17 protein-coding genes are annotated in these 21740 nt (G+C 70.7%); 5 read left to right on the plus strand and 12 right to left on the minus strand.

The features are described from left to right. The first annotated feature begins 63 nt into the window (after positions 1–63). The gene (locus QTI20_RS18965) at positions 64–675 is read left to right on the plus strand and encodes a GNAT family N-acetyltransferase (protein ID WP_286553096.1); all 612 of its coding nucleotides are present in this window, start codon (positions 64–66) and stop codon (positions 673–675) included. On the opposite strand, the gene QTI20_RS18970 is transcribed toward QTI20_RS18965, so the two are convergent. Further along, positions 665–3838, minus strand: coding sequence for an autotransporter domain-containing protein (locus QTI20_RS18970; protein ID WP_503011414.1), 3174 nt, complete (start codon positions 3836–3838; stop codon positions 665–667). The genes QTI20_RS18965 and QTI20_RS18970 overlap by 11 nt on opposite strands. Here QTI20_RS18970 and QTI20_RS18975 point away from each other — a divergent pair. Continuing rightward, positions 3830–4537 carry a response regulator transcription factor gene (locus QTI20_RS18975; protein ID WP_286553099.1) on the plus strand — a complete coding sequence of 236 codons (708 nt, stop codon included), beginning with the start codon at positions 3830–3832 and terminating at the stop codon, positions 4535–4537. The genes QTI20_RS18970 and QTI20_RS18975 overlap by 9 nt on opposite strands. Before the next feature lie 5 nt (positions 4538–4542). Next, positions 4543–6426 carry a sensor histidine kinase gene (locus tag QTI20_RS18980; protein WP_286553101.1) on the plus strand — a complete coding sequence of 628 codons (1884 nt, stop codon included), beginning with the start codon at positions 4543–4545 and terminating at the stop codon, positions 6424–6426. Between the two features lie 10 nt (positions 6427–6436). On the opposite strand, the gene QTI20_RS18985 is transcribed toward QTI20_RS18980, so the two are convergent. After that, entirely contained in the window at positions 6437–8785 is a 2349-nt protein-coding gene (locus QTI20_RS18985; RefSeq protein WP_286553104.1) for a cytochrome P450/oxidoreductase, read from the minus strand. A gap of 10 nt (positions 8786–8795) precedes the next feature. After that, complete coding sequence (locus tag QTI20_RS18990) at positions 8796–9764, minus strand: Bug family tripartite tricarboxylate transporter substrate binding protein (RefSeq protein ID WP_286553106.1); 969 nt, start codon at positions 9762–9764, stop codon at positions 8796–8798. A 131-nt stretch (positions 9765–9895) separates the two neighbouring features. Here QTI20_RS18990 and QTI20_RS18995 point away from each other — a divergent pair, with 131 nt between their 5' ends. After that, positions 9896–10702 carry an IclR family transcriptional regulator gene (locus QTI20_RS18995; RefSeq protein ID WP_286553107.1) on the plus strand — a complete coding sequence of 269 codons (807 nt, stop codon included), beginning with the start codon at positions 9896–9898 and terminating at the stop codon, positions 10700–10702. Between the two features lie 12 nt (positions 10703–10714). Here the strand turns inward: QTI20_RS18995 and QTI20_RS19000 are convergent, their stop codons facing one another. From QTI20_RS19000 to QTI20_RS19030, 7 genes are all read right to left on the minus strand, one after another. Next, entirely contained in the window at positions 10715–12187 is a 1473-nt protein-coding gene (locus QTI20_RS19000; RefSeq protein ID WP_286553109.1) for an amidase, read from the minus strand. Between the two features lie 38 nt (positions 12188–12225). Beyond that, complete coding sequence (locus tag QTI20_RS19005) at positions 12226–12570, minus strand: AzlD domain-containing protein (RefSeq protein ID WP_183028865.1); 345 nt, start codon at positions 12568–12570, stop codon at positions 12226–12228. Next, entirely contained in the window at positions 12570–13310 is a 741-nt protein-coding gene (locus QTI20_RS19010; protein WP_286553111.1) for an AzlC family ABC transporter permease, read from the minus strand. The genes QTI20_RS19005 and QTI20_RS19010 overlap by 1 nt, the downstream gene beginning before the upstream one ends. Further along, positions 13307–14947 (minus strand): dipeptide ABC transporter ATP-binding protein, encoded by a 1641-nt coding sequence (locus QTI20_RS19015; RefSeq protein ID WP_286553112.1) that lies wholly within the window; start codon positions 14945–14947, stop codon positions 13307–13309. The genes QTI20_RS19010 and QTI20_RS19015 overlap by 4 nt, the downstream gene beginning before the upstream one ends. 12 nt (positions 14948–14959) lie before the next feature. Then, complete coding sequence (locus tag QTI20_RS19020; RefSeq protein ID WP_286553113.1) at positions 14960–15832, minus strand: ABC transporter permease; 873 nt, start codon at positions 15830–15832, stop codon at positions 14960–14962. Positions 15833–15982: 150 nt separating this feature from the next. Next, entirely contained in the window at positions 15983–16924 is a 942-nt protein-coding gene (locus QTI20_RS19025) for an ABC transporter permease (protein WP_286553114.1), read from the minus strand. Between the two features lie 4 nt (positions 16925–16928). Further along, positions 16929–18551 carry an ABC transporter substrate-binding protein gene (locus tag QTI20_RS19030; protein WP_286553116.1) on the minus strand — a complete coding sequence of 541 codons (1623 nt, stop codon included), beginning with the start codon at positions 18549–18551 and terminating at the stop codon, positions 16929–16931. A 188-nt stretch (positions 18552–18739) separates the two neighbouring features. Between QTI20_RS19030 and QTI20_RS19035 the strand changes: the two genes are divergently transcribed. Further along, the gene (locus QTI20_RS19035; RefSeq protein ID WP_286553117.1) at positions 18740–20173 is read left to right on the plus strand and encodes an aminotransferase-like domain-containing protein; all 1434 of its coding nucleotides are present in this window, start codon (positions 18740–18742) and stop codon (positions 20171–20173) included. A 7-nt stretch (positions 20174–20180) separates the two neighbouring features. Here the strand turns inward: QTI20_RS19035 and QTI20_RS19040 are convergent, their stop codons facing one another. Both QTI20_RS19040 and QTI20_RS19045 read right to left on the minus strand, forming a co-directional pair. After that, complete coding sequence (locus QTI20_RS19040; RefSeq protein ID WP_219209607.1) at positions 20181–21005, minus strand: undecaprenyl-diphosphate phosphatase; 825 nt, start codon at positions 21003–21005, stop codon at positions 20181–20183. Positions 21006–21085: 80 nt separating this feature from the next. After that, positions 21086–21727 carry an aspartate/glutamate racemase family protein gene (locus QTI20_RS19045; protein ID WP_286553118.1) on the minus strand — a complete coding sequence of 214 codons (642 nt, stop codon included), beginning with the start codon at positions 21725–21727 and terminating at the stop codon, positions 21086–21088. Between the last annotated feature and the right edge of the window lie 13 nt (positions 21728–21740).

The raw sequence follows: 21740 nt of genomic DNA on the forward strand, positions 1-21740 counted from the left end.
GTGGCGGCGGGTGGCTGCCTAGAATCGCGCGGCCCCTTCCAGAGACCGACCCGCCGAATCCGCATGCTCCCGCCCGAATCCCTGTCCGCGCCCGCCCTGGCCGATGCCCTGATCATCGACCCCTTCTACCTGGCGATCTCCGTCGATTTCGAACACGACATGCCCCGCCGCAAGGCCGTGCTCGCGTCCTACTTCGCGTATTCGATGGGCGAAGCCGAACGCAGCGGGCGCTGCCTCACGCTCGAAGATCGCACATCGGGCGCGGCCGCATGGCTGCTGCCGCGCGCGGACGAAGCCGAGGCGGCGGAGTCGGCCGCGAAGCACGCCTTCCTCGCCCGCACGCTGGGCCCGCGGGGCCTGGCCCACTACCACCGCATCGTCGAATTCATGGCCGCGCAGTCACCGGCCGTGGTGCCGGCGGGCGCGTGGTACCTGTCGATCCTGGGCATCGCGCCGGCCGCGCAAGGCCAGGGCCTCGGCGCGAAGCTGCTGGCACCGACGCTGGCCGAGGCCGATGCGGCGGGCGCGCCCTGCTTCCTCGAGACCTTCACGCCGCGCAGCGTGGGCTTCTACGAGCGGCTGGGCTTCCGCGCCGCGGCCACGCACCGCGAGCCGGTCACCGGTGCGGACTACCTGATCATGTGCCGCGCGCCGCGCAGCCCGCTCACCACCTGACGCGCAGGCCCACCGAGCCCTGCACCGACGACGCCACGCGGCTCGCGCCGCCCGAGGCCCACAGCTTGCCGATCTCGCCGTAGACGCTGGTGCGCGCGCCCAGCGCCAGCGAGGCCCCGGTCGCCAGTTCCGTCGAGGCATGGCCGGTGCGGCTCGCGATGTCGGTGCTGGCCGCCGGGCTGACGAAGCGCGCCACGTCGGTGCCGCCCGCGGCCCGGTACAGGTTGAGCCGCGCATAGGGCTGCAGCGTGCCCAGTCCTGTGCGCAGTTCGCCCTTCACGCGCACGCCGGCACGCAGCAGCCAGCCATCGTCCGGCCGCTGCTGCACGCGGGCGCCGGCGATGCCGGTGTCGTCCAGCCGCAGGCGCTGGTGGACCAGCTGCAATTGCGGTTCGACCTGCCAACCCGGCACCACGGCAAAGGCCTGGCCCACCTCGATCGAGGCCAGCAGGCTGCGGCCCTTGCCCGGCGCGCCGTCGCCGTCCAGCGGGCCCACGGTGTAGCGATGCCGCCCGGCCTGCAGCACTGCGTCGACGTAGAGGTCGCGAACGCCGGCCCACGTCGCATAGCCGCCGAGGTACTGGTTGCGCAGGTCGTTGCCGCCCACGCCCAGGCCCAGCAGGCCGCGCGCGTCGCCGCGCACCGCCATGTCGCCGTCGAGTTGACCGACGTAGAGGCCGGCGCGCCATCGGGTGTCGGTGAACAGGTCGGTGCCGACCTGGAAGCCGGTGAGCCGGCCCTCGCTGTGCGGGCGCACGGTGCCCTGCTGGCCCAGGCGGACCTCGGTGGACAGCACGCGGCCCCAGGCGCTGCGCGGCGCGTCCTGGCCGGCGCCGGACTTCAGCTCGTCGTCGCCCTGGCGCTGGTGCAGGTTGCCCAGCAGCGCGAGGTTGGCCTGGCGCAGTTGCTCGGGCAGCGCGGCGAACAGCGGCACCTCGCCGCGGTAGACGGGCCGTTCCACGACCGGTTCGCCGGGCTGGGTCGGCCCGCCGGGCTGGGCCGGGTCGACCGGCGTGGCCACGATGGTCGAACGCAGGTACCAGTTCTCGCCCGCGCCGTCGGCATCGGCCGCGTGCAGCCGGTACTCGTAGGCGCCCGCGTCCACATGGCCGCCGGCCAGCGCGAAGGCGTCCTTCGTGGTCTGCGCGGTGGTGGTCGCGCCGTTCAGCGCGCTGACCACCTCGATGCCGTTGCCCGTGGTCAGCGCGCCCAGGCCGCCGAGGTTGCTCACCTGCACCGTGGTCCGGCCGCGCGCCGAGGCGCCGGCGCCGTCGAGCACCAGGCGGTCGCTCAGGCTGGCGCTGTCGCCCAGCGCGGTGCCCAGGCGCAGCAGGCCGTTGCTGCCGGTGTAGGCGCCGGTGACGGTGAGCGTGGTGCCGGGCGCCGCGCCCTGCAGCGAGACGGTGCCGCCGTTGTCGAGTGCGGACAGGGTCTGGTTGAAACCGGACAGGTCGAGCATGGCGCCTGCCGTCACGCTGTGCGCCGACGCGCTGCTGAAGCTGCCGGCCGCGCCGGCACGCAGCGTGCCCTGGGCCACCGTGGTGGCGCCGGTGTAGCCGTTGGCGCCGCTGAGCACCAGCGTGCCGCTGCCGGTCTTGGTGAGCGCGCCCGCGCCGCTGATCGCGCCGGCCAGCGTGCCGGTGAAAGCGCCGGTGTCGATGGTCGGGTCGGCGATGCTGGTGAAGCGCAGCGCGTTGGCCAGCACCAGGCCGTCGGCCGCGAAGCCGAGCGTGGTGCCGTCGTCCATGGCCAGCGCCCCCGCGCCCAGCGCGCCGTTGCTGGCCACGTCGAGCCGGCCCGCGCGCAGGGTGGTGCCACCGGCGTGGGTGAAGTGGCCGCTCAGCGTCCAGCGTGCGTTGGCCGCGTTCACGTCGAGGCTGTCGAAGCCCGTGAGCTGTGCGCCGTCGAGCGTGCCCGATGCGGCCGCGCCGTTCTCGCTGCCGCTCAGCACCACGGCCTTGACCACGGTCGGCGCGCCGGTGCGGATGCCCGCGTCGGCCTTGCCGTTGAAACGGCCGTCGGCACCCAGCGTGAGCACGGCGTTGCCGCTGCCCAGGTAGACATCGCCGTTGAGCGTGCCGTGGTTGGTGACGCTGGCCGACTGCGTGTAGTCGGTGATGGCGATGGCGATCGGGGCGGTGATGGTCGCGCCGTGTGCATTGAGCACGGTGCCGTTCTCCATCTGGATGCCGATGCCCGCCGCGGACTCGATCAGGCCGCCCGCGAGGTTCTTCGCCACGTTGACGGTGCCGCCCGAGACGCGCACGGCCGCGGCGTTGGCGTTCGCCGCGGTCGCGCGGATGGTGCCCGCGTTCTCCAGGCTGGCGAGGCTGCCACCCGACAGCTTGACGCCCGACAACCCGCCGCTGATCTCGCCACCCGCCTGGTTCACCAGCGTGGCGATGGCCGCGTAGTTGATGCTGACCCCGGCCGAGCCCGCGCGGTCGGCCGAGATGAGGCCCGAGTTGACGACGCTGCCGTCGCCGAAGATGAGTGCGCCCGAGCCGTGGCCGATCAAGGTGCCGGCATTCGTGAGCGTGCCGCCGCTCGTGAGGAAGACCGCTTCGCCGTTGACGCTGCTGGTCGAGATGGTGCCGCCGGCCAGGTTGATCACGCCGGCCCTGGCGCCGCGGATCATCACGGCCGCGGCGTCGGCGTTGCTGGCGATGGTGCCGCTGTTGGTCACCGTCACGCCCGCGAAGCCGGCCAGCCCTTCGACCGCGGTCGCGCCGGCCTGCGCGGTGGTGTCGAGCGTGCCGTTGTTCGTCAGTCGTGCGTTGGGGCCCGTGAGCTGCACGAGGTTGTTGTGCGTGGTGCCGCTGTCGATGACGAGGTCGGTGCTGGCGCCCATCGCGGCCGGCGCCAGCGCGGCCGACAAGGCCATTGCGAGCACACCGCGCAACCCCACTGGCACCCGGCTCACGGTGGTGCCGCCATGGGCCGCCCGGGCCACTTCGGAGACGACCTGACGCACCCCTGTCGCGCGATTGCAAACGAGTCTGTAGATGAGGTTCACGCGCTGTACTTCTCTGGTTGCAAAAGACCTGCCCGGACACGGACAACCCGCAGAAGATACAAATGGCAATATCCTGGAACAATCCCCGAAAACAGGTAAACACGTCGCCGGCAACAGCCAGCGACCCGCTCCGCGCCCATGTCCCATTCCCCGCTGGAAGACGTTGAAGCCGTCTCGTTGAGTCCCGCCCTGGTGGTCGAAGACGATCCCGCGATGTGCGAGCGCCTGAGCGGCGTGCTGGCCACGCTGGGGGACAGCGCGCCGCAGATCGCCTGGGCCGACAGCGTGGCCGCGGCCAGGGAACTGCTCGCGACGCAGCGTTTCGGCATCGCCCTGGTCGACATCGGCCTGCCGGACGGCAGCGGGGTCGAGCTCATCGAATGGATGCGCACGCAGCACCCGCAGCTGCCCGCGGTGGTGATCTCGGCCTGGCGCACCGAGGACATCATCTTCGCGGCGCTGCGTGCCGGCGCCATCGGCTACCTGCTCAAGGAGCGCGACGATCTCGAACTGAGCCTGGCGCTGCGCAGCATCGCACAGGGCGGCGCGCCCATCGATCCGGCCATCGCGCGCCGGATCCTGGGCTGGCTCTCGGCGCAACAGCCTGCGCGGCCCGCGGTGCCGATCGCCGACGAGCCGGCGCCCCTGCCGGTCGCGCTGACGCCACGCGAACGCCGGATCCTCGAACTGGTCGCGCAGGGCCTGAGCAACCGCGACATGGCCGAGTCGCTGTCGATCTCCAGGCTCACGGTGGAATGCCACACCAAGAACATCTACCGCAAGCTGGCCGTCGGCTCGCGCACCGAGGCCGTCTACCAGGGCCGAAGGCACGGCTTGCTGCACTGAGCACGATGCGCTCTCCGCTCCGCAGCCGACTGACACGGGCCTGGGCCTGGCTCGCCGCGCGGATCGGTCTGTGCCTTGTCCTCGTGCTGGCCGCCGGCACGGCGCTGGCGCAGCCCGTGCCCGAACTGCGTGCCGAGGCCGTGCGTGCCACCAGCTGGGACGACACCGCCCCGCCCGCCGAAGGCTGGGTGCCCGTCACCCTGCCCGACAGCTGGGGCCAGCGCTGGCCCGGCTTCGACGGCGTGGTCTGGTACCGGCTGACTTGGGAACAGCCCGCGCCGGTGCGCGACACCGGCCTGCTGCTGCACTACCTCAACATGGCGGGCGAGGTGTCGCTCAACGGCACGCCCATCTCACGCGACCCCAGCCTGGTCGAGCCGCTCACCCGCGCCTGGAACACGCCGCGCTACTGGCTGCTGGCGCCGCCGCTGCTGCGGCCCGGCAGCAACACGCTGCTGGTGCGCGTCTCGGGCCTGTCCGCCTACCAGGCGGGGCTGGGGCCGGTCGACCTGGGCCCGCCGTCGGCGCTGCAGGCCGCGTTCGAACACGAGCGCATCGTGCGCCGCGACCTGCAGGTGCTGGGCCTGGCACTGAGCGCGGCGGTGTCGGCCTTCTTCGCCGCGGCGTGGCTGCTGCGGCGGCGCGAGACGGCCTACGGCTGGTTCGCGCTGATGTCGGTGCTGTGGCTGCTGTTCGGCTACAACCAGATCGCGACCAGCCCCTGGCCCTTTGCCGACAACCACGGCTGGCAGGCGCTGAACACCTCGCTGCTGCTGCTCTTCGACGTGGCCTACCTGGTCTTCGCGTTGCGCTTCTGCCAGGCACGCAAGTCCCGCCTCGAAGCCTTCGCGCTGCTGGTCGCGGCGGCCGGCGTGCTCGACCTGTGGCTGGCCAGCGGCGCCGGCCTGCCCGCGCACCGCGCCGCCTGGACACTGGTGGGCGGCCTCACGGCCATCGCGGTGAACTGCGGCGCGATCGTCCATGCGCTGCGCCACCGCGGCAGCCCGATGCGTTCGCTGGCCCCCTTCATGGCGGTGTCCGCCGCTGCCGCCGGACACGACCTGCTGGTGTTCACGCAGGTGATCGACAGCAACACCTACTACACGACGATGTCTTCGTACGTGCTGCTGCTGGGCATGGCCATGACCCAGGCCGCGCGCTTCGTGCAGAGCCTCGACCGCATCGAGCACTTCAACACCGAGCTGATCGAGGAAGTGAACGCCGCCAAGTCGGAACTGGCCGCCACGCTCGCGCAGCAGCACGCGCTGGCACTCGCGCACGCGCGCATCGGCGAGCGCGTCAACCTCGTGAGCGACCTGCACGACGGTCTCGGCGGCATGCTGCTGGGCAGCATCGCGACGCTGGAACGCCGGCCCGAGGCGCTGTCGGCGCCGCAGCTGCTCGCGATGCTCAAGAGCCTGCGCGACGACCTGCGGCTGATCATCGAGGCCACCGGCCAGAGCGAGGGCCCGCTGGCCTTCGGCGAGCTGCTGGCGCCGCTGCGCCACCGGATCTCGCAGTCGCTCGACGCGAGCGGCATCGACTGCCGCTGGCGGGTCGCCGGCCTCGAGACGCTGGAACTCTCGCCTTCGCAGAGCCTGGAGCTGCTGCGCTTCCTGCAGGAGGCGCTGACCAACGTGCTCAAGCACAGCGCGAGCCGGCGCGTGGACGTGCGCGTGCAGTGTGCGGACGGCGCGCTTCAGCTGAGCGTGTGCGACGACGGACGCGGCTTCGTGGTCGAGGCGGCGGCCAAGGGCCAGGGCGCAGGCCTTCGCAGCCTCCATGCACGCGCCCGGCGGCTCAAGGCCGAACTGCGGCTCGAATCCCGGCCGGGCGAGACGCAGGTGGTGCTGCGCATGCCGCTCGGGCCGCTCGGGCCGGTCGGCTGAGCGGACAGCCCTACAGCGCCAGCACCAGGCGCCCGTCGCAGGCGCGCGAACAACAGGCCATCATCTTGGTGTTCGCATCGCGCTCCATGCGCGTCAGTACCACGTCGCGGTGGTCGACCCTGCCGGCCAGCACCTGCACCTCGCAGGAACCGCACAGGCCTTCCTCGCAGTCGCTCTGCACGTCGACGTTGGCGGCGCGCAGCGCGGTCAGCAGGGTCTGGTCCGGCGGCACGGTGAGCACCAGGCCGGAGTCCTTGAGCTCGACCTCGAACGCCTGTTCCTTCGACGGATCGAGCGTCGCCAGCGTCGACTCGAAATGCTCGACACGCAAGGCGCCCTCGGGCCAGGCGGCGCAGCAGGATTCCAGCGCTTCGAGCATGCGCAAGGGGCCGCAGGCGTAGACCTGCGCACCCGGCACGGGCTGCGCGAGCAGGGCCTGCAGGTCGTTGCGGCCGCCCTCGTCGGCGATGTGCAGGTGCAGGCGCTCGCCATGCAGCGCACGCAGTTCCTCGACCATCGCCATGCTCGCGCGGCTGCGGCCGCTGTAGTGCAGTTGATAGTCCATGCCCAGCGCCTTCGCCCGCCGCGCCATCGCGCTCACCGGCGTGATGCCGATGCCGCCCGCAATGAAGACCGCCTTCTGCAGCGACTCGTCGAGCCGGAAATGGTTGCGCGGGCCGCGGATGCGCAGCCGGTCGCCGGCCTTCAGCTGGCCATGCACCCAGGCCGAGCCGCCCCGGCCTTCGGGCTCGTGCAGCACCGCGATCTCGAACACGCCGGCTTCGTCCGGGTCGCCGCACAGCGAGTACTGGCGCGACAGCTCGGGCGTGCCGCACTCCACGTCGATGTGCGAGCCCGGCGTCCAGCGCGGCAGCGGCTTGCCGTCGGGCGAGGCCAGGCGCAGCCGGACGATGCCGTCGGCCGCGCGCGTCACGCGCTCGACCACCACCGGCCGCGCGATCGCGTGGCGCGAGGGTTCGCCGATGCGCACCGGCACCTGCACGTCGCGCAGGCCGGCGTTGCTTCGTTCGGGGTTGGCGGCCGGGTCCCATTCGACCCACAGGTGCTCGGGGCCGCGGAAGGAGGTGTTGGGCACGTAGCTGAAACGCTGCGCGCTCAGCTTCATGTGCGGCAGCCGGCGCGTGAACTCCTCCAGGAAGATCTGCATCTCCATGCGCGCCAGGTTCTTGCCCATGCACTGGTGCGAGCCGTAGCCGAAGGTCAGGTGGTCGCTGGCGTTGTCGCGGCGGATGTCGAACAGGTCGGCGTCGGCGAAGTGGCCTTCGTCGTGGTTGGCCGACGAGGTCACGATCAGCAGCCGCGAGCCCGCGGGCAGGTCCACGCCGCCCACCTGCGTGTCGGCCGTGACCAGGCGGCGCCAGGCGGCCACCGAGCCGTTGTGGCGCAGGCACTCTTCCACTGCATTGGGGATCAGGCCCGGGTCTTCGCAGAGCTCGCGCCACACCTGCGGATGCTGCAGCAGCAGCTTCATCGCGTTGGCGGTGGCATTGGCCGTGGTCTCGTGCGCGGCCACGATGCCGGCCATCATCATCGAGTGCAGGTACGAATCCGTCACCACCTCGGGCTGCAGCATCTGCTTGCGGATGCCGTACTGCATCCAGCCGGGCGCATCGGGGTCCTGGCGCATCTTGTCGAGCACCTTGCCCGCGTACTGCCAGAAGTTGCCCACGGCGTGGGCCACCGCCACCTGCTCCTCGGGCTTGGGGCGACCCCAGGTGTTGACGGTGTGCGCAATGGAGTACTTGCGCAGCGTGTCCATGTCCTCCTCGGGCACGCCGAGGAAATGCAGCGCCACGGTCAGCGGGATCTCCCACAGCATCTGGTCGACCAGGTCCGCCTTGCCGTCGTCGATGAAGCGATCGACGTAGCTGCGGGCCAGTTCGCGCACCATGGGTTCGTGGTGCTTGAGTTCCTCGGGCGTGAACGGGTCCATCAGCGCACGGCGGCGCGGCATGTGGGCCGGCTCGTCCTCGTTCACCAGCGTGCGGTTGAGCGCGAAGCCGTAGCTCGCGAGCACCGCGTTGGCTTCGTCGCCGGTGGGCGTGATCTTCTCCAGCGCGTTCGACGGGCTGAAGGTGATGTTGTCGCGGAACACCGCCTTGATGTCGGCATAGCGCGTGATCACCCAGTAGCCCAGCTTGGGGCTGTAGAAGATCGGCTCCTGCTCGCGCGCCCAGCGCACGTACTCGGGCGGGTCCTGCTGGTAGCCGTCCTCGAAGGGATCGAAGGCCGCGGCGCGCTGGCTCACCGGGCAACCGGTGGGCGTGCGCTCGGCGGAGAGCGGACCGTGCGCGACAGGGCAACCGGAAGCGCGCGAAGGGGTGGCGGTGTCGGGCATGGCGGTCGGGTCAGTCGAGCGTGATCTTCAGGTCGCGGATCAGCTTGTGCCAGCGCGTGGTCTCGTTCTTCAGCAGCTCGGCGTACTGCGCGGGCGTGTTGCCCACGGGTTCGACGCCGAAGTCGATCATGCGGGTGCGCACCGCCGGTTCATGGATGGCCGCGACGATCTGGCGGTTGAGCGTGTTCACCACCTCCGTCGGCGTGGCCGAGGGCACCACCACGCCGACCAGCGCGGCGGCTTCGACGTTCTTGTAGCCCAGCTCGGCGAAGGTCGGCACGTCGGGCAGCTGCGGCAGGCGCGTGGGATTGGCCACGGCCAGCGCGCGCACCTTGTTGCCCTTGATGAAGCCGGCACCCGCGGCCAAGTCGACCATCATGGCCGGCAGCTGCCCGCCCACCACATCGGCCAGCGCCGGCGCCGCGCCGCGGTAGGGCACGTGGACCATGAACAGGCCCGCCTCGACCTTGAGCAGTTCCATCGCCAGGTGGTGCGGGCTGCCCGCGCCGGCCGAGGCGTAGTTGATGCCGCCGGGCTTGGCCTTGGCCTGCGCGATGAAGTCCTTGGCGGTGGCGAAGCCCGAGTTGGTGCCGACCACCAGGATCATCGGGAACTTGCCCATCAGCGTGACCGGCGTCAGGTCCTTGGTGGCGTTGTAGCTCAGCGACTTGTAGAGGGCGGGGTTGAACACCAGCGTGCCGTTGTCGGCCGAGAGGATGGTGTAGCCGTCGGCCGGCGCGCGCGCGGTCTCGGCGGCGCCCAGCGCGGTGTTGCCGCCGGGCTTGTTGTCCACCAGCACCGGCTGGCCGACCTGCGTCGACAGGGTCTGGCCCACGGTGCGCGCCAGGAAGTCGGAGCCGCCGCCGGCCGCATAGGGAACGATCCAGCGGATCGGCTTGGTCGGGTAGCCCTGCGCGCTGGCGCCCGCTGCGACGACGAGGGACAGCAGCGCGAGGCCGCTGGCGAGGTGCTTCTTCATGGGGTGTCTCCGGATGGGATGTTGTGTATTGCGTAAGTATCATCCGCATTGCGTAATCTATATTTGCGGGTTTACCCGCCCCACGCTGACGCACGGGCAGGCACGGCCCGAGCCCCTAACATCCAGGCGACATGACTTCCTCCCCTGCCGAATCCCCTGCCCCCCGCGAACGGCGCCAGCGCGTCCAGGCCGCCGAAACCGGCATGGCCGTGCTCAAGGGCCTGGCCCACCTGGGCGGCCGCAGCAGCCTGACCGCGCTCTCCACCCACGTCGGCGAGAGCCCGGCCAAGGTGCACCGCTACCTGGCGAGCCTGATGGAGGAAGGGCTGGTGTCGCAGGACGCCGCGTCGCAGCACTACTACCTGGGGACCGAGGCGATCCAGATCGGGTTGGCGGCCATGCGGCAGGCCGACCCGATCCGCGCGGCCGAGCCCTGCCTGATCCGGCTGCGCGAATCGCTGGAGGTGACCTGCTTCATCGCGGTGATGGGCAACAAGGGCCCGACCATCGTGCGCTTCGAGGAGCCGGGCCTGCCGGTCACGGTGAACGTGCGCGCCGGCTCGGTGATGTCGATGCTGTGGTCGGCCACCGGCCGCGCCTTCCTCGGGCTGCTCGACGAGTCGCGCGTGGTGGCGCTGGCCGAGCAGGAACTGGCCGCGGCCACGCCCGAGATGCGGGCCACGCTCGATGCCGCCGACCCCATCGGCCAGCTGCGCCGCGAGGTGCAGCAGGCGCACTGCGCCAGCGTGAAGGACACCTACCTGCGCGGCATAAGCGCCGTGGCGGCGCCGGTCTACGACTACGCCGGCCGCGTGTGCGCGGTGCTCACCGCCCTGGGGGCCACGGGCGGTTTCGACCCGGCCCTGGGCGGGCCGATCGCGCTGGCGGTGCAGCGCGAGGCGCAGGCCACGAGCACCCTGCTCGGCGCGCGCGGCTAGGACCTGTTCGGCTCAGGCCTGGGTGACGTGCACGCCCGGCCGCCGGCCTGCGTTCCATTTCCCGTCGAGCGCGCGCTCGATCTGCGCCGCCAGCTGCAGCAGCAGGCCGTCGTTGGCCTGCGCGGCCTGCGCCTGGATGCCCAGCGGCAGGCCGTTCTCCTGCGCCGCCATCGGCAGCGAGATGCCCGGCATGCCGCAGAGGTTGGCCAGCGGCGTGTACGCGAAGTTCTGCCAGAGGTTGGCGAACCAGTCGTGCACCGAGGGGTTGGTGCTGGTCGTCAGGTACTCGCTGGTGCCGACGCGGGGCGTGGGCAGCGCGGTGATCGGCGTGAGGATGATGTCCCAGTCCTGGAAGAACTGGCCGAAGGCGCGCGAGGTGGTGTTGAACACCGCCTGCATCTTCGAACGCTCGGAGAACGAGGTGTGCACCCCCGCTTCCCAGATCTTGATGTTGATCGGCTCCAGCAGTTCGGCCGGCGGGCGCGCCAGGCCCAGGCGGTGCAGGTGGCCGTCGATGACCTGCGCGAAGTTGCTGATGTAGCAGGTGGTCTGTGCGGCGAAGGCGCCCTGGAAGTCGACCGCGGGCAGCGCCCATTCGACATGGTGGCCCAGCCCTTCGAGGAACTGGCCCACGCGCGTCAGCTCGGCCACGAAATGCGGCGTGGCGCGGAAGTCGCCCCATTCGTGCGACAGCGCGATGCGCAGCCGGCCCGGGTCCTTCTGGATGAGCTCGCTGTACGGCTCGGCCGGCGACCAGAAGGGCATGAACTCGCCCGGCGCGCCGCCGCGGCAGTGGTCGACGAAGGCCGCGGTGTCGCGCACGGTGCGGCTGTGGCAGCCTTGGATGGACACCAGGCCCGACAGGTCCGACAGGTTCGGCGCCAGCGAGAACACGCCGCGCGACACCTTGAGGCCGATGTTGCCGTTCACGCCCGCGGGGATGCGGATCGAACCGCCGCCGTCGGTGGCATGCGACAACGGCAGCACGCCGGCCGCCACCGCCGCGGCCGTGCCGGCCGAGGAACCGCAGGTGGTGTATTCCAGGTCCCACGGGTTGCGCGTGACATGCAGCGCGTTCTCCACCGAACTGCAGACGCCGAACTCGGGCGTGGTGCTGCGGCCCACGATGTTGAGGCCGGCGCGCCGCAGTTGCTGCGTGAGAAAGCTGTCGGCCGCGGGCCGGTGTCCCTGCATGATCATCGAGCCGAATTCCTGCAGCCGGCCCTTGAGCGTGGGCCCCAGGTCTTTCATCAGGTAGGGCAGGCCCGCGAACACGCCTGCGGGGTTCATGCCGTCCTTGAGCGGATCGGCCACCACGTCGTCGAACACCTCGACCACTGCGTCGAGTTGCGGGTTCACCTTCGCGATGCCGGCCGCGGCCTGCGCCGCGAGTTCGGCCGCCGAGACCTCGCCCTTGCGGACCCGTTCGGCCAGCCCGATCCCGTCGTGTGCGGACCATTCATCCCAGCGCATTGCCAGCGTCATCTGTCTTTCTCCAATATCGCTTCAAAAAAATAACCATGTCAGGGCCAGCCGAAGCCGAGCCGCAAGAGCATCAGCGTACCCGTGCCGACCAGGATCGTCCCGGCCACGTCGTTTCGCCGAACGAGGTAGTAGGCCAATGCGGCGCCCACGGCAAAGAGCCGCGCATCGTGCCAGTCGGACAGCAGGCGCCCGTTGCTCAGGAACACGTCGGGCACCACCATCGCGAGCAGGGCCGCGACCGGCGCATGGCGCAGCCCGCGCCACAGCCAGCCCGGCAGCTTCGGCTCGCCGTCGGGCAGCAGGAAGAAGCTGCGCGTGAGCACCGTCACGCCCACCAGCGCGCCCACGGCCAGCCACACATAGAGCGCGTGCCCGAGGTGCATCAGCGCGGGCTCCAGCGGCGGTCGGCCCAGGTGCCGGCCACGACGGCGGTGGCGATGGCCGCCACCACGTTGAGCCCCATGGGCCACGAGGCCGTGGCCAGCGCCACCGCGCCCGCGGCCAGGGCCGAGCAGCGCACCGCGCGGTCGGTGAGCATGGGCAGCGCGAGCGCCAGCAGGGCCAGCACGCCGATGAAGCGCAGGCCCCAGGCCGCGGGAATCGCATCGGCCAGGAAGATGCCGGCCAGCGATGCGATGTGCCAGGCGGCCCAGTTGGTCAGCGCCAGGCCCAGGAAGTAGCCCTGCTGCTGCGGCGTGGCCTGCCCCGCGGCCGGCGGCTGCGGATGCCGCTGCACGAACTGCGCATAGACCGGGTCGCCCGCCAGGTAGGCCAGCAGCATGCGCTGCGAACGGCGGTGGTGCCCGAAGTAGCGCCGCCAGCTCACGCTGAACACCACGAAGCGCAGGTTGAGCACGCAGGCGGTCGCGACGATCACCCACAGCGGCGCGCCGGCCGCGATCAGCGGCAGGCAGGCCAGCTGCGAGGCGCTGGCGAAGACCAAGAGCGACATCGCGAGGATCACGCCCAGCCCCACGCCGCTCTTGGCCATGGCCACGCCCGCCACCAGGCCCATGGCCAGGGTGCCGATCGCCGCGCCCGCGATGTCGCGCCGCCCTTGCGCGAAGGCGTGGCGCCAGGCCGGGTCGTCGACGGCTGCACGCCGGGCAGGCCCTGCCTTCACCGCGCGCTCGTCGCGAGTTCGGCGCGCGGCGCGGCCGCCAGCAGCCGCCGCGTGTAGTCGTTGGCCGGCGCGTTGAAGACCTGGCCCGTGGCACCCTGCTCGACGATGCGGCCCTGGTTCATCACGATCACGCGGTCGCACAGCTGCGCCGCCACGCGCAGGTCGTGCGTGATGAACAAAATGCCCAGCCCCAGGTCGCGCTGGATCTCGCGCAGCAGGTCGAGGATCTGCGCCTGAACCGACACGTCGAGCGCCGACACCGCCTCGTCGGCCACCAGCACCTGCGGCTGGCAGGCGATGGCGCGCGCGATCGCCAGGCGCTGGCGCTGGCCGCCGGAGAACTGGTGCGGGTAGCGTTCGAGCGCGGTGCGCGGCAGCTGGATGCGGTCCATCAGTTCCTCGGCGGTCTGGCGTGCCTGCCGCTGGCCCATGCCGAAGTTCATCGCGCCCTCGACCATCGACGAGCCCACGGTGCGCCGCGGGTTCAGCGAGCGGTTGGGGTCCTGGAACACCACCTGCACCCGCGAACGCAGCGGCCGCAGCCGGCCCTCGGGCAGCTCGCGCACCTCGGCGTCGCCCCAGAGGATGCTGCCCGCGCTGGGCGAAATCAGCCGGATCATGCAGCGCGCGAAGGTCGACTTGCCCGAGCCCGACTCGCCCACCACGCCCACGGTCTCGCCACGGTGCACCGCCACGCTGGCGTCCTGCAGCGCGGTGTTGTGCTTCGCGCGGCCGAGCCAGTCGCGCCGCGTGTAGACCTTGCCCACGCCGGTGCCGGCCAGCAGCGGCGGGCCGCCGGGCAGCGCGCGCGCGGGCGGCGGCGTCATGCCGGGCACGGCATCGAGCAGCATGCGGGTGTAGGCCGCGCGCGGGTTGCGCAGCACCTGGTCGCACGCGCCCTGCTCCACCAGCACGCCGCGGTGCATCACCATCACCTCGTCGGCGATCTCGGCCACCACGCCCATGTCGTGCGTGATGAAGAGCACGGCGCTGCCCTGCTCGGCCTGCAGCTCGGCGATGAGCTTGAGGATCTCGGCCTGCGTGGTCACGTCCAGCGCGGTGGTCGGCTCGTCGCAGATCAGGAGGCGCGGCTTGAGGATGATGGCCATCGCGATCACGATGCGCTGGCGCTGCCCGCCCGAGAGCTGGTGCGGGTAGCTCGCATGGATGCGCGCCGGGTCGGGCAGCCGCACGCGCTCGAAGATCGCGAGGATCTGCGCCTTGCGCTCGGCCGCGCCCCACGCGGTGTGCGTGCGCAGCAGCTCGTCGACCTGCTCGCCGCAGGTGAGCACCGGGTTCAGCGCGGTCATCGGCTCCTGGAACACCATGCCCATGCCGGTGCCGCGCAACTGGCGCAGCCGCTTGTCGGCGATGAAGCGGCCGTCGCCGACCAGCTTCTCGCCGGACAGCAGCACCTGGCCCGCCTTCAGCGTGAGGCCCTTGGCCAGCAGGCCCATCACCGTGGTGGCCAGCACCGACTTGCCCGAGCCGGACTCGCCCACGATGCACAGCGTGCGGCCGGCGGCGATCCGCAGGTCGAGCTGTTCGATGGCATGCGGCCGGTCGGCGTCGGCGGGCAGCGCGACCTGCAGGCCGCGCACCTCGAGGATGGCGGCGCCTGGATTGGAATCAGTCATGGAATCGGCGCCTCACACACGTTTGGAGAACTTGGGGTCGAGCACGTCGCGCAGGCCGTCGCCCAGCATGTTGATGGCCAGCACCGTGGGCACCAGGAACAGTGCGGGGAACAGCACGTTGCCGGGGCTCTGCGAGAACTGCACGCGGCCTTCGGCCATGATGTTTCCCCAGGTCGGCACGTCCGAGGGCAGGCCCAGGCCCAGGAAGCTCAGGATGGCCTCGGTCAGCACGGCCGAGGCCGCGATGAAGGTGCCCTGCACGATCAGCGGCGCCAGCGCGTTGGGCAGGATGTCGCGCCAGAGGATCGTGATGTCGGGCGTGGCCAGCGCGCGCGCCGCTTCCACGAAGGGCTCGTCGCGCAGGCTCATCACCAGCGCGCGCACCAGCCGGGTCACGCGCGGCACCTCGGGCACCGCGATGGCCAGGATCACCGTCGGCAGGCTGGCACCCAGCACCGCCACCAGCGTGATGGCGAGCAGCACGGCGGGGATGGCCATCACGCCGTCCATCACGCGCATCAGCACCGCATCGACCGCGCGGAAATAGCCCGCCAGCATGCCCAGCAGGCAGCCGAAGGCGATGGCGACGAAGGCGGTGAACAGGCCCACGGTCATCGAGATGCGGGTGCCGTAGAGCACGCGGCTCCACACGTCGCGGCCCACGCTGTCGCTGCCCATCCAGAAGGTGTGGGCGAACTGCGCGCCGTCGGGCATGGTCACCTGCCCCGCGGTGCCGGCGCCGACCGAGACGAAGCCCGGGTCCATCACCGAAGGATCGAAGGTGCCGAGCCAGGGCGCGAACACGCCCAGCAGCGCCAGCCCCACCAGCACGACGACGCCGCCGCGCACGGCGGTGTTGCGCCAGAGTCTTTGAAAGTTATTCATGATCGGTTGTCCATTGCGCTGCGCGCCGCCCGCATGGCATGAAGCTGGCGCGGCCGATGCCGGAGCACCCGCGGAACTGGCTCTGCCAGGCCGCTGGGTGCGCCCCCTCGAGGGGGAGGCGCCGAAGGCGCGTCGGGGGTGGGTTTCATGTCAGTATCGGATGCGCGGGTCGATGAAGAGATAGCTCAGGTCCACCAGCAGGTTGACGGCCACATACACCACGGCGAAGAACAGCACCACGCCCTGCAGCACAGGGAAGTCGCGGTTGAGCACCGCGTCGACCGTGAGCTGGCCCAGGCCGGGAATCGCGAACACCGTCTCGGTGACCACCACGCCGCCCAGCAGCAGCGCCGCGCTCACGCCGATCACCGTGACCACCGGCACCGCCGCGTTGCGCAGCGCGTGGTGCGAGAGCACCTGCAGCTCGGTGATGCCCTTGGCGCGCGCGGTGCGGATGAAGTCCTCGGTCAGCGCCTCGCTCACCGCGGCGCGCGTCACGCGCGACAGCAGCGCCACATAGGTGATGGCCAGCGTGAGGCAGGGCAGCACCAATTGGATCAGCCACGGCCCCAGGCCGTCGCCGATTCGCCGGTAGCCCTGCACCGGGAACCACTGCAGCTTCATCGCCAGCAGGTAGATCAGCACATAGCCGACCACGAACACCGGCACCGAGAAGCCGGCCACCGAAAACGCCATCACGGCCTTGTCGAGCCAGCCGCCCATGCGCCAGGCGGCCAGCGTGCCCAGTGGCAGCGCGATGAGCACCGCCAGCAGCAGCGTGCCGCCGGCCAGCGAGAGCGTGGGCTCCATGCGCTGGCCGATGAGCTCGGTCACCGGCTTGTTCAGGAAGAAGGAGAAGCCCAGGTCGCCGTGCAGCACGCCCCGGCCCCAGATCGCGAACTGCTCCCAAAGCGGGCGGGTCAGGCCCAGCTGCACGCGAATGCGGTCCAGGTCTTCGTTGGTGGCGCTGTTGCCGCCGATGACGGCCGCCGGGTCGCCGGGCGTGAGGCGCACGATCATGAAGATCGCGATCGCCACCACCAGCAGCACCGGCAGCGTGGCGAGCAGGCGCTTGCCGAGGAAGGTCAGCATGGGCTTATTGCTTCTTGATGTTCCAGTACACCTGCGCGCCGGCCGGCACCAGGCCGCTCACGTTCTTGCGCACCGCGGCGGGCTGGTTGTACTGGCCCACGGGCACGTGCGAGGCGGTCTCGAAGGCGCGCAACTGCGCGGCCTGGGCGAACTTCTTCTTCTCGGCCTCGGTCTTGGCCTGCGCGAACTGGACTTTGATCTCTTCGAGCTTCGGGTCGTTCTGCCAGCCGAACCAGCCCTTGTCGCCGGTGGCGTTCATCATCGCCATGGTGATCGGGTTGAGGATGTCGGAGGCGGTCCAGGAGGTCATGAACGCGCTCCAGCCGCCGGCCGCGGGCGCGTCCTTCTTGGCGCGGCGCGCCACCAGCGTGGACCAGTCCATCGACTGCATGTCGACCTTGAAGCCGGCCTGCTCCAGCTGCTGCTTGGCCACCAGCGGCAGCTTGCCGATGGTCGGGTTGTCGGTGGGCCGCATCAGCACCACGGGCTCGCCCTTGTAGCCGGCCTCCTCGAGCAATGCCTTGGCCTTCTGCGGGTTGGCGATGCCGGTGTAGTCGCCGGTCTGCTCCGACTCGAAGGGCGTGCCGCAGGGGAACATGCTCTTGCAGTAGCGCGTGAGGCCGGGCGTGCCCACCTGGGTGCGCAGGAAAGCCTCCTGGCCCAGCGCCAGCAGCGCGGCGCGGCGCACCTTCTCGTTGTTGAAGGGCGGCTGCAGGAAGTTGAAGCGCAGGATGAACTGGTTGCCCGCGGGTTGCGCGTCCACCAGCTGGATGTCGGGGTTCGTGCGCAGCGTGGCGTACTGCTCGAAGGCCGGCTGCTCGAGGATGTCGGCCTCGCCGTTGAGCAGCGCATTCATCTGCGTCTGCGCGTCGCGGATGATGAGCCACTCGACGCGGTCCACGTACACCTTCTTGCCGCCGGCCGTGCCCGAGGGCGCCTCGGTGCGCGGCTTGTAGCGCATGTTCTTGGTGAACACCACGCGTTCGCCGGGGCGGAACTCGTCGGCCTTGAAGACGTAGGGGCCGGAACCGATCGACTCCTTGACCTGCAGGTCGCCCGAGGTGTCGGCCATGCGCTTGGGCATGATGAAGGGCACGTTCGACGAGGGCTTGCCCAGCGCTTCGAGCACCAGGCCGAAGGGCTCCTTGAGCACGATGGAGAAGGTCTTGGCGTCGGGCGTGTCGTAGCGCTCGGTCACCTTGGCGAGCTGGGCGCCGAAGGTGTCGCGGCTGGCCCAGCGCTTGAGCGAGGCCACCACGTCCTCGCTGGTGACGGGCTTGCCGTCATGGAACTCCAGGCCCTCGCGCAGGGTGAAGGTCCAGGTCTTGTTGTCGCTGGAGACCTTCCACTTGTCGACCATCTGCGGCTTGATGTGGCCTTCGAGGTCGGTCGCGAACAGCGTGTCGTACACCATGTAGCCGAAGTTGCGCGTCACGTAGGCCGTGGTCCAGATCGGGTCGAGCACGGTGATGTTGCTGCTCGGAATGATCTTGAGCGTGCTGGTCTGCGCCATGGCCGGCGCGATGGCGGCGCCGGCCAGCAATGCGGCGGCACCCCACCGGGCAAGGCGGCGCGACAAGGTGGCTGCCGGGCGGGCCGGCGAAGGCGAGAAGGGCTGCGATGGCATGTGACTTCCTGGAAGGGATGGAACAGGGAACGCGATGCCGACAGCGCGAAGGCTGGCGGCGGCGAGGGCTCCATTGGGGCATCCGACCGGTCAAATGCATATATACAGTTCAACTCTTCTGTAGTAGAACAGTCGCGCGCTCTCCATCGTCTCGGCCCCGTGTTGGGGCCTTTTCATGCACACGAACCGTGCACACCCCTGCCGTGATCACCGTCCATCCTTCGCTGTCCATCCCGCTGGTTCGCCAGGTCTACGAGGCGCTGCAGGCGCAGATCGCCTCGAGCGCGATGAAGCCCGGCGACAAGCTGCCTTCGGTGCGCGCGCTCGCCGCCGACTGCGGCGTGAGCACCATGACCGTCACCAACGCCTACCAGCGCCTGGTGGCCGAAGGCCAGGTCGAGGCACGGCGCGCCAGCGGCTACTACGTGGCGCAGGCCGAGCGCTCGGCCGCCACGCGGCGCAAGCCCTTCCTGGGCCGCACTTCGGTCGATTCGCTGTGGCTGCTCAAGCATGTCTACGAGGACGACCGCACGCTGCTCAACGCCGGCTGCGGCTGGATCCCGCCCGAAATGCTGCACGTCGACGGCGTGCGGCGCGCGCTGGCCGCGCTGTCGCGCAAGTCGGCGGCCGGCCTGGCGAACTACGGCACGCCCTACGGCTACCTGCCGCTGCGCCAGCAGATCCAGACGCTGCTCGCGCAGCAGGGCATCGAGACCGCGCCGCACCAGATCGTGCTGACGCACGGCGCGTCCCAGGCGCTGAACCTGGTGGCGCGCTGCCTGCTGCAGCCGCGCGACGTGGTGCTGGTCGACGAGCCCGGCTCGACCAACCTCTACGCGATGCTGCGCTCGCTCGACCTCAAGCTGGTGGGCGTGGAGCGCACCGCGGACGGGCCCGACCTGGCCGCGCTGCAGGCGCTGGCGCAGCGCCACGGCGCCAAGGCCTTCTTCACCACCACCAACCTGCACAACCCCACGGGCAGCCAGTGCACGCCGGCCGTGGCCTACCAGATGCTGCGACTGGCCGAGCAGTTGGACTTCCACATCGTCGACAACGACGTGATGGCCGGGCTGGAGCCGCCCGGCGCGGCCACGCCGCTGGCCAGCCTCGACCGGCTGCGGCGCGTGATCCATGTGGGGAGCTTCTCCAAGACCGTGTCACCGGCGCTGCGCGTGGGCTTCGTGGCCTGCAGCGAGGAGTTCGCCGAGAAGATGATCCTGCAGAAGATGGTCAACAGCCTGACCTCCTCCGAACTCACCGAGCGGCTGCTGCACAGCGTGCTGGTCGAGGGACGCTACCGCGCGCACGTGGCGCGGCTGGCCGAGCGCCTGCAGGCGGCGCAGCGCACGGTGTGCGACCGGCTGGAGGCCGCGGGCATGCAGCTCTTCACGCGGCCGGCCGGCGGCCCCTTCCTGTGGGCGCGCTTCGAGCGCGACGACGTCGACATGCGCGCGCTGGCGCAGCGTGCCATCGCCGAGAGCTTCCTGCTCGCGCCGGGCGACCTGTTCCGCACCGACCTGCGGCCCACGCCCTGGCTGCGCTTCAACGTGGGCTATGCGGACGATCCCAAGCTCTACCGCTTCCTGGCGCAGGAAGCGAAGCGGCAGCGCGCGGGGCGCTGAGCCCTCGTCAGTCGGCCCAGACCACCACGCCGCTCCACGCGGTCGCCAGCACCACGATGCCGAAGGCGATGCGGTACCAGGCGAAGGGCACGAAGTTGTGGGTGCTGATGTACTTGAGCAGCCAGCGCACGCACAGCCAGGCGCTCAGGAAGGAGAACAGCAGGCCGACCGCGAACAGCGGGATGTCGGCCGTGGACAGCAGCGCGCGCTCCTTGTAGAGGCTGTAGACGCCGGCGCCGATCAGCGTGGGGATGGCCAGGAAGAAGGAGAAGTCGGTCGCGGCCTTGCGGCTCAGGCCCAGCAGCATGCCGCCGATGATGGTCGAGCCGCTGCGGCTGGTGCCCGGGATCATCGCGAAGCACTGGACCAGGCCCACCTTGAGCGCGTCCCAGGGCGTCATGTCGTCGACGCTCTCGATGCGGATCGAGCCCGGCGGCCGCTTCTCGGCCCACAGGATGATGAAGCCACCCACGATGAAGGTGGTGGCCACCACGGTCGGGATGAACAGGTGCGCCTTGATGACCTTGCCGAACAGCAGGCCCAGCACCACCGCCGGCAGGAAGCCGATGAACACGTTGAGCGCGAAGCGCCGTGCCTTGGCCTGGCGCGGCAACGCCACGACGGTGGAATGGATCTTCTGCCAATAGACCAAGATCACCGCGAAGATCGCGCCGGTCTGGATCGCGATGTCGAAGACCTTGAACTTGTCGCCGTGCAGATCCAGCAAGGACCCGGCGAGGATCAGGTGGCCCGTCGACGAGATCGGCAGGAACTCGGTCAGGCCCTCGACGATCCCCATGATGGCGGCCTTGACCAGCAAAACAATGTCCACGCGTACTCCTGTTGGCAAAGAGCAGGATTATCGCGACCCCTCAAGTCAGCTGGCGTTCAGACAGCCGCCCACGGGGGCGATCAGGCCAGTCGTGCCCGCAAAGCCCGCACCGCGCTGTCGACGGTGGTCAGCACCGGCAGGCCCGTCGCGACCTCGCAGGCCGCACGCGCGCGCGCCATGCTGAACTGGGCCAGCGCGATGCGCCGGCAGCCGCGCGCCTTCAGCGCCAGGGCCTGCGCCACGACCAGCGCATCGTGGGCCGGTTCGTCGCCGCGGTTGAGCGCCTCGAGCGCGCCCTCGGCCAGGGCCGTGTCGAGTTCGACCCGCGCAGGGAACTCCGGCGGCATCGAGACCAGCGTCGGTGCGAAGCTGGAGACCAGGCCCAGCCGGCCCTCGCCCGCAGCGGCCTCCGCCACCATCGCCTCGTTGGGCTTGAGCACCGGCAGCGCGGCGTGCCGGCGCGCCACCGCCTCGATGCACGGCCCGAAGGCCGAGCAGGTGAAGAGGATGGCCTGCGCGCCGGTGTCGACCGCGTACTGCGCGAGCCGCTGGAAGCGTTCGTGCATCGCGGCGTCCAGGCCCTGCCCGCCGCGGGCCAGGTCGGCCGACAGGCTGTCGTCCAGCAGGTTCATGCGCTGGGCCTCGGGCCAGTCGCGCGCGAACGCGGCGTTGATGGGTTCGACGGAATGGGCGAGCGCGTGGATCAGGGCGATGCGGGTCATGAAGTGAGGCGGG

The organism is Variovorax sp. J2P1-31 (assembly GCF_030317215.1).
Lineage (GTDB): Bacteria > Pseudomonadota > Gammaproteobacteria > Burkholderiales > Burkholderiaceae_C > Variovorax.

Excerpts from the sequence above, each read along its gene's own strand:
- QTI20_RS18965 (WP_286553096.1), top strand. The coding sequence starts at position 64 with ATGCTCCCGCCCGAATCCCTGTCCGCGCCCGCCCTGGCCGATGCCCTG.
- QTI20_RS18975 (WP_286553099.1), top strand. The coding sequence starts at position 3,830 with ATGTCCCATTCCCCGCTGGAAGACGTTGAAGCCGTCTCGTTGAGTCCC.
- QTI20_RS18970 (WP_503011414.1), bottom strand. The coding sequence starts at position 3,838 with ATGGGACATGGGCGCGGAGCGGGTCGCTGGCTGTTGCCGGCGACGTGT.
- QTI20_RS18980 (WP_286553101.1), top strand. The coding sequence starts at position 4,543 with ATGCGCTCTCCGCTCCGCAGCCGACTGACACGGGCCTGGGCCTGGCTC.
- QTI20_RS18985 (WP_286553104.1), bottom strand. The coding sequence starts at position 8,785 with ATGCCCGACACCGCCACCCCTTCGCGCGCTTCCGGTTGCCCTGTCGCG.
- QTI20_RS18990 (WP_286553106.1), bottom strand. The coding sequence starts at position 9,764 with ATGAAGAAGCACCTCGCCAGCGGCCTCGCGCTGCTGTCCCTCGTCGTC.
- QTI20_RS18995 (WP_286553107.1), top strand. The coding sequence starts at position 9,896 with ATGACTTCCTCCCCTGCCGAATCCCCTGCCCCCCGCGAACGGCGCCAG.
- QTI20_RS19000 (WP_286553109.1), bottom strand. The coding sequence starts at position 12,187 with ATGACGCTGGCAATGCGCTGGGATGAATGGTCCGCACACGACGGGATC.
- QTI20_RS19005 (WP_183028865.1), bottom strand. The coding sequence starts at position 12,570 with ATGCACCTCGGGCACGCGCTCTATGTGTGGCTGGCCGTGGGCGCGCTG.
- QTI20_RS19015 (WP_286553112.1), bottom strand. The coding sequence starts at position 14,947 with ATGACTGATTCCAATCCAGGCGCCGCCATCCTCGAGGTGCGCGGCCTG.
- QTI20_RS19020 (WP_286553113.1), bottom strand. The coding sequence starts at position 15,832 with ATGAATAACTTTCAAAGACTCTGGCGCAACACCGCCGTGCGCGGCGGC.
- QTI20_RS19025 (WP_286553114.1), bottom strand. The coding sequence starts at position 16,924 with ATGCTGACCTTCCTCGGCAAGCGCCTGCTCGCCACGCTGCCGGTGCTG.
- QTI20_RS19030 (WP_286553116.1), bottom strand. The coding sequence starts at position 18,551 with ATGCCATCGCAGCCCTTCTCGCCTTCGCCGGCCCGCCCGGCAGCCACC.
- QTI20_RS19045 (WP_286553118.1), bottom strand. The coding sequence starts at position 21,727 with ATGACCCGCATCGCCCTGATCCACGCGCTCGCCCATTCCGTCGAACCC.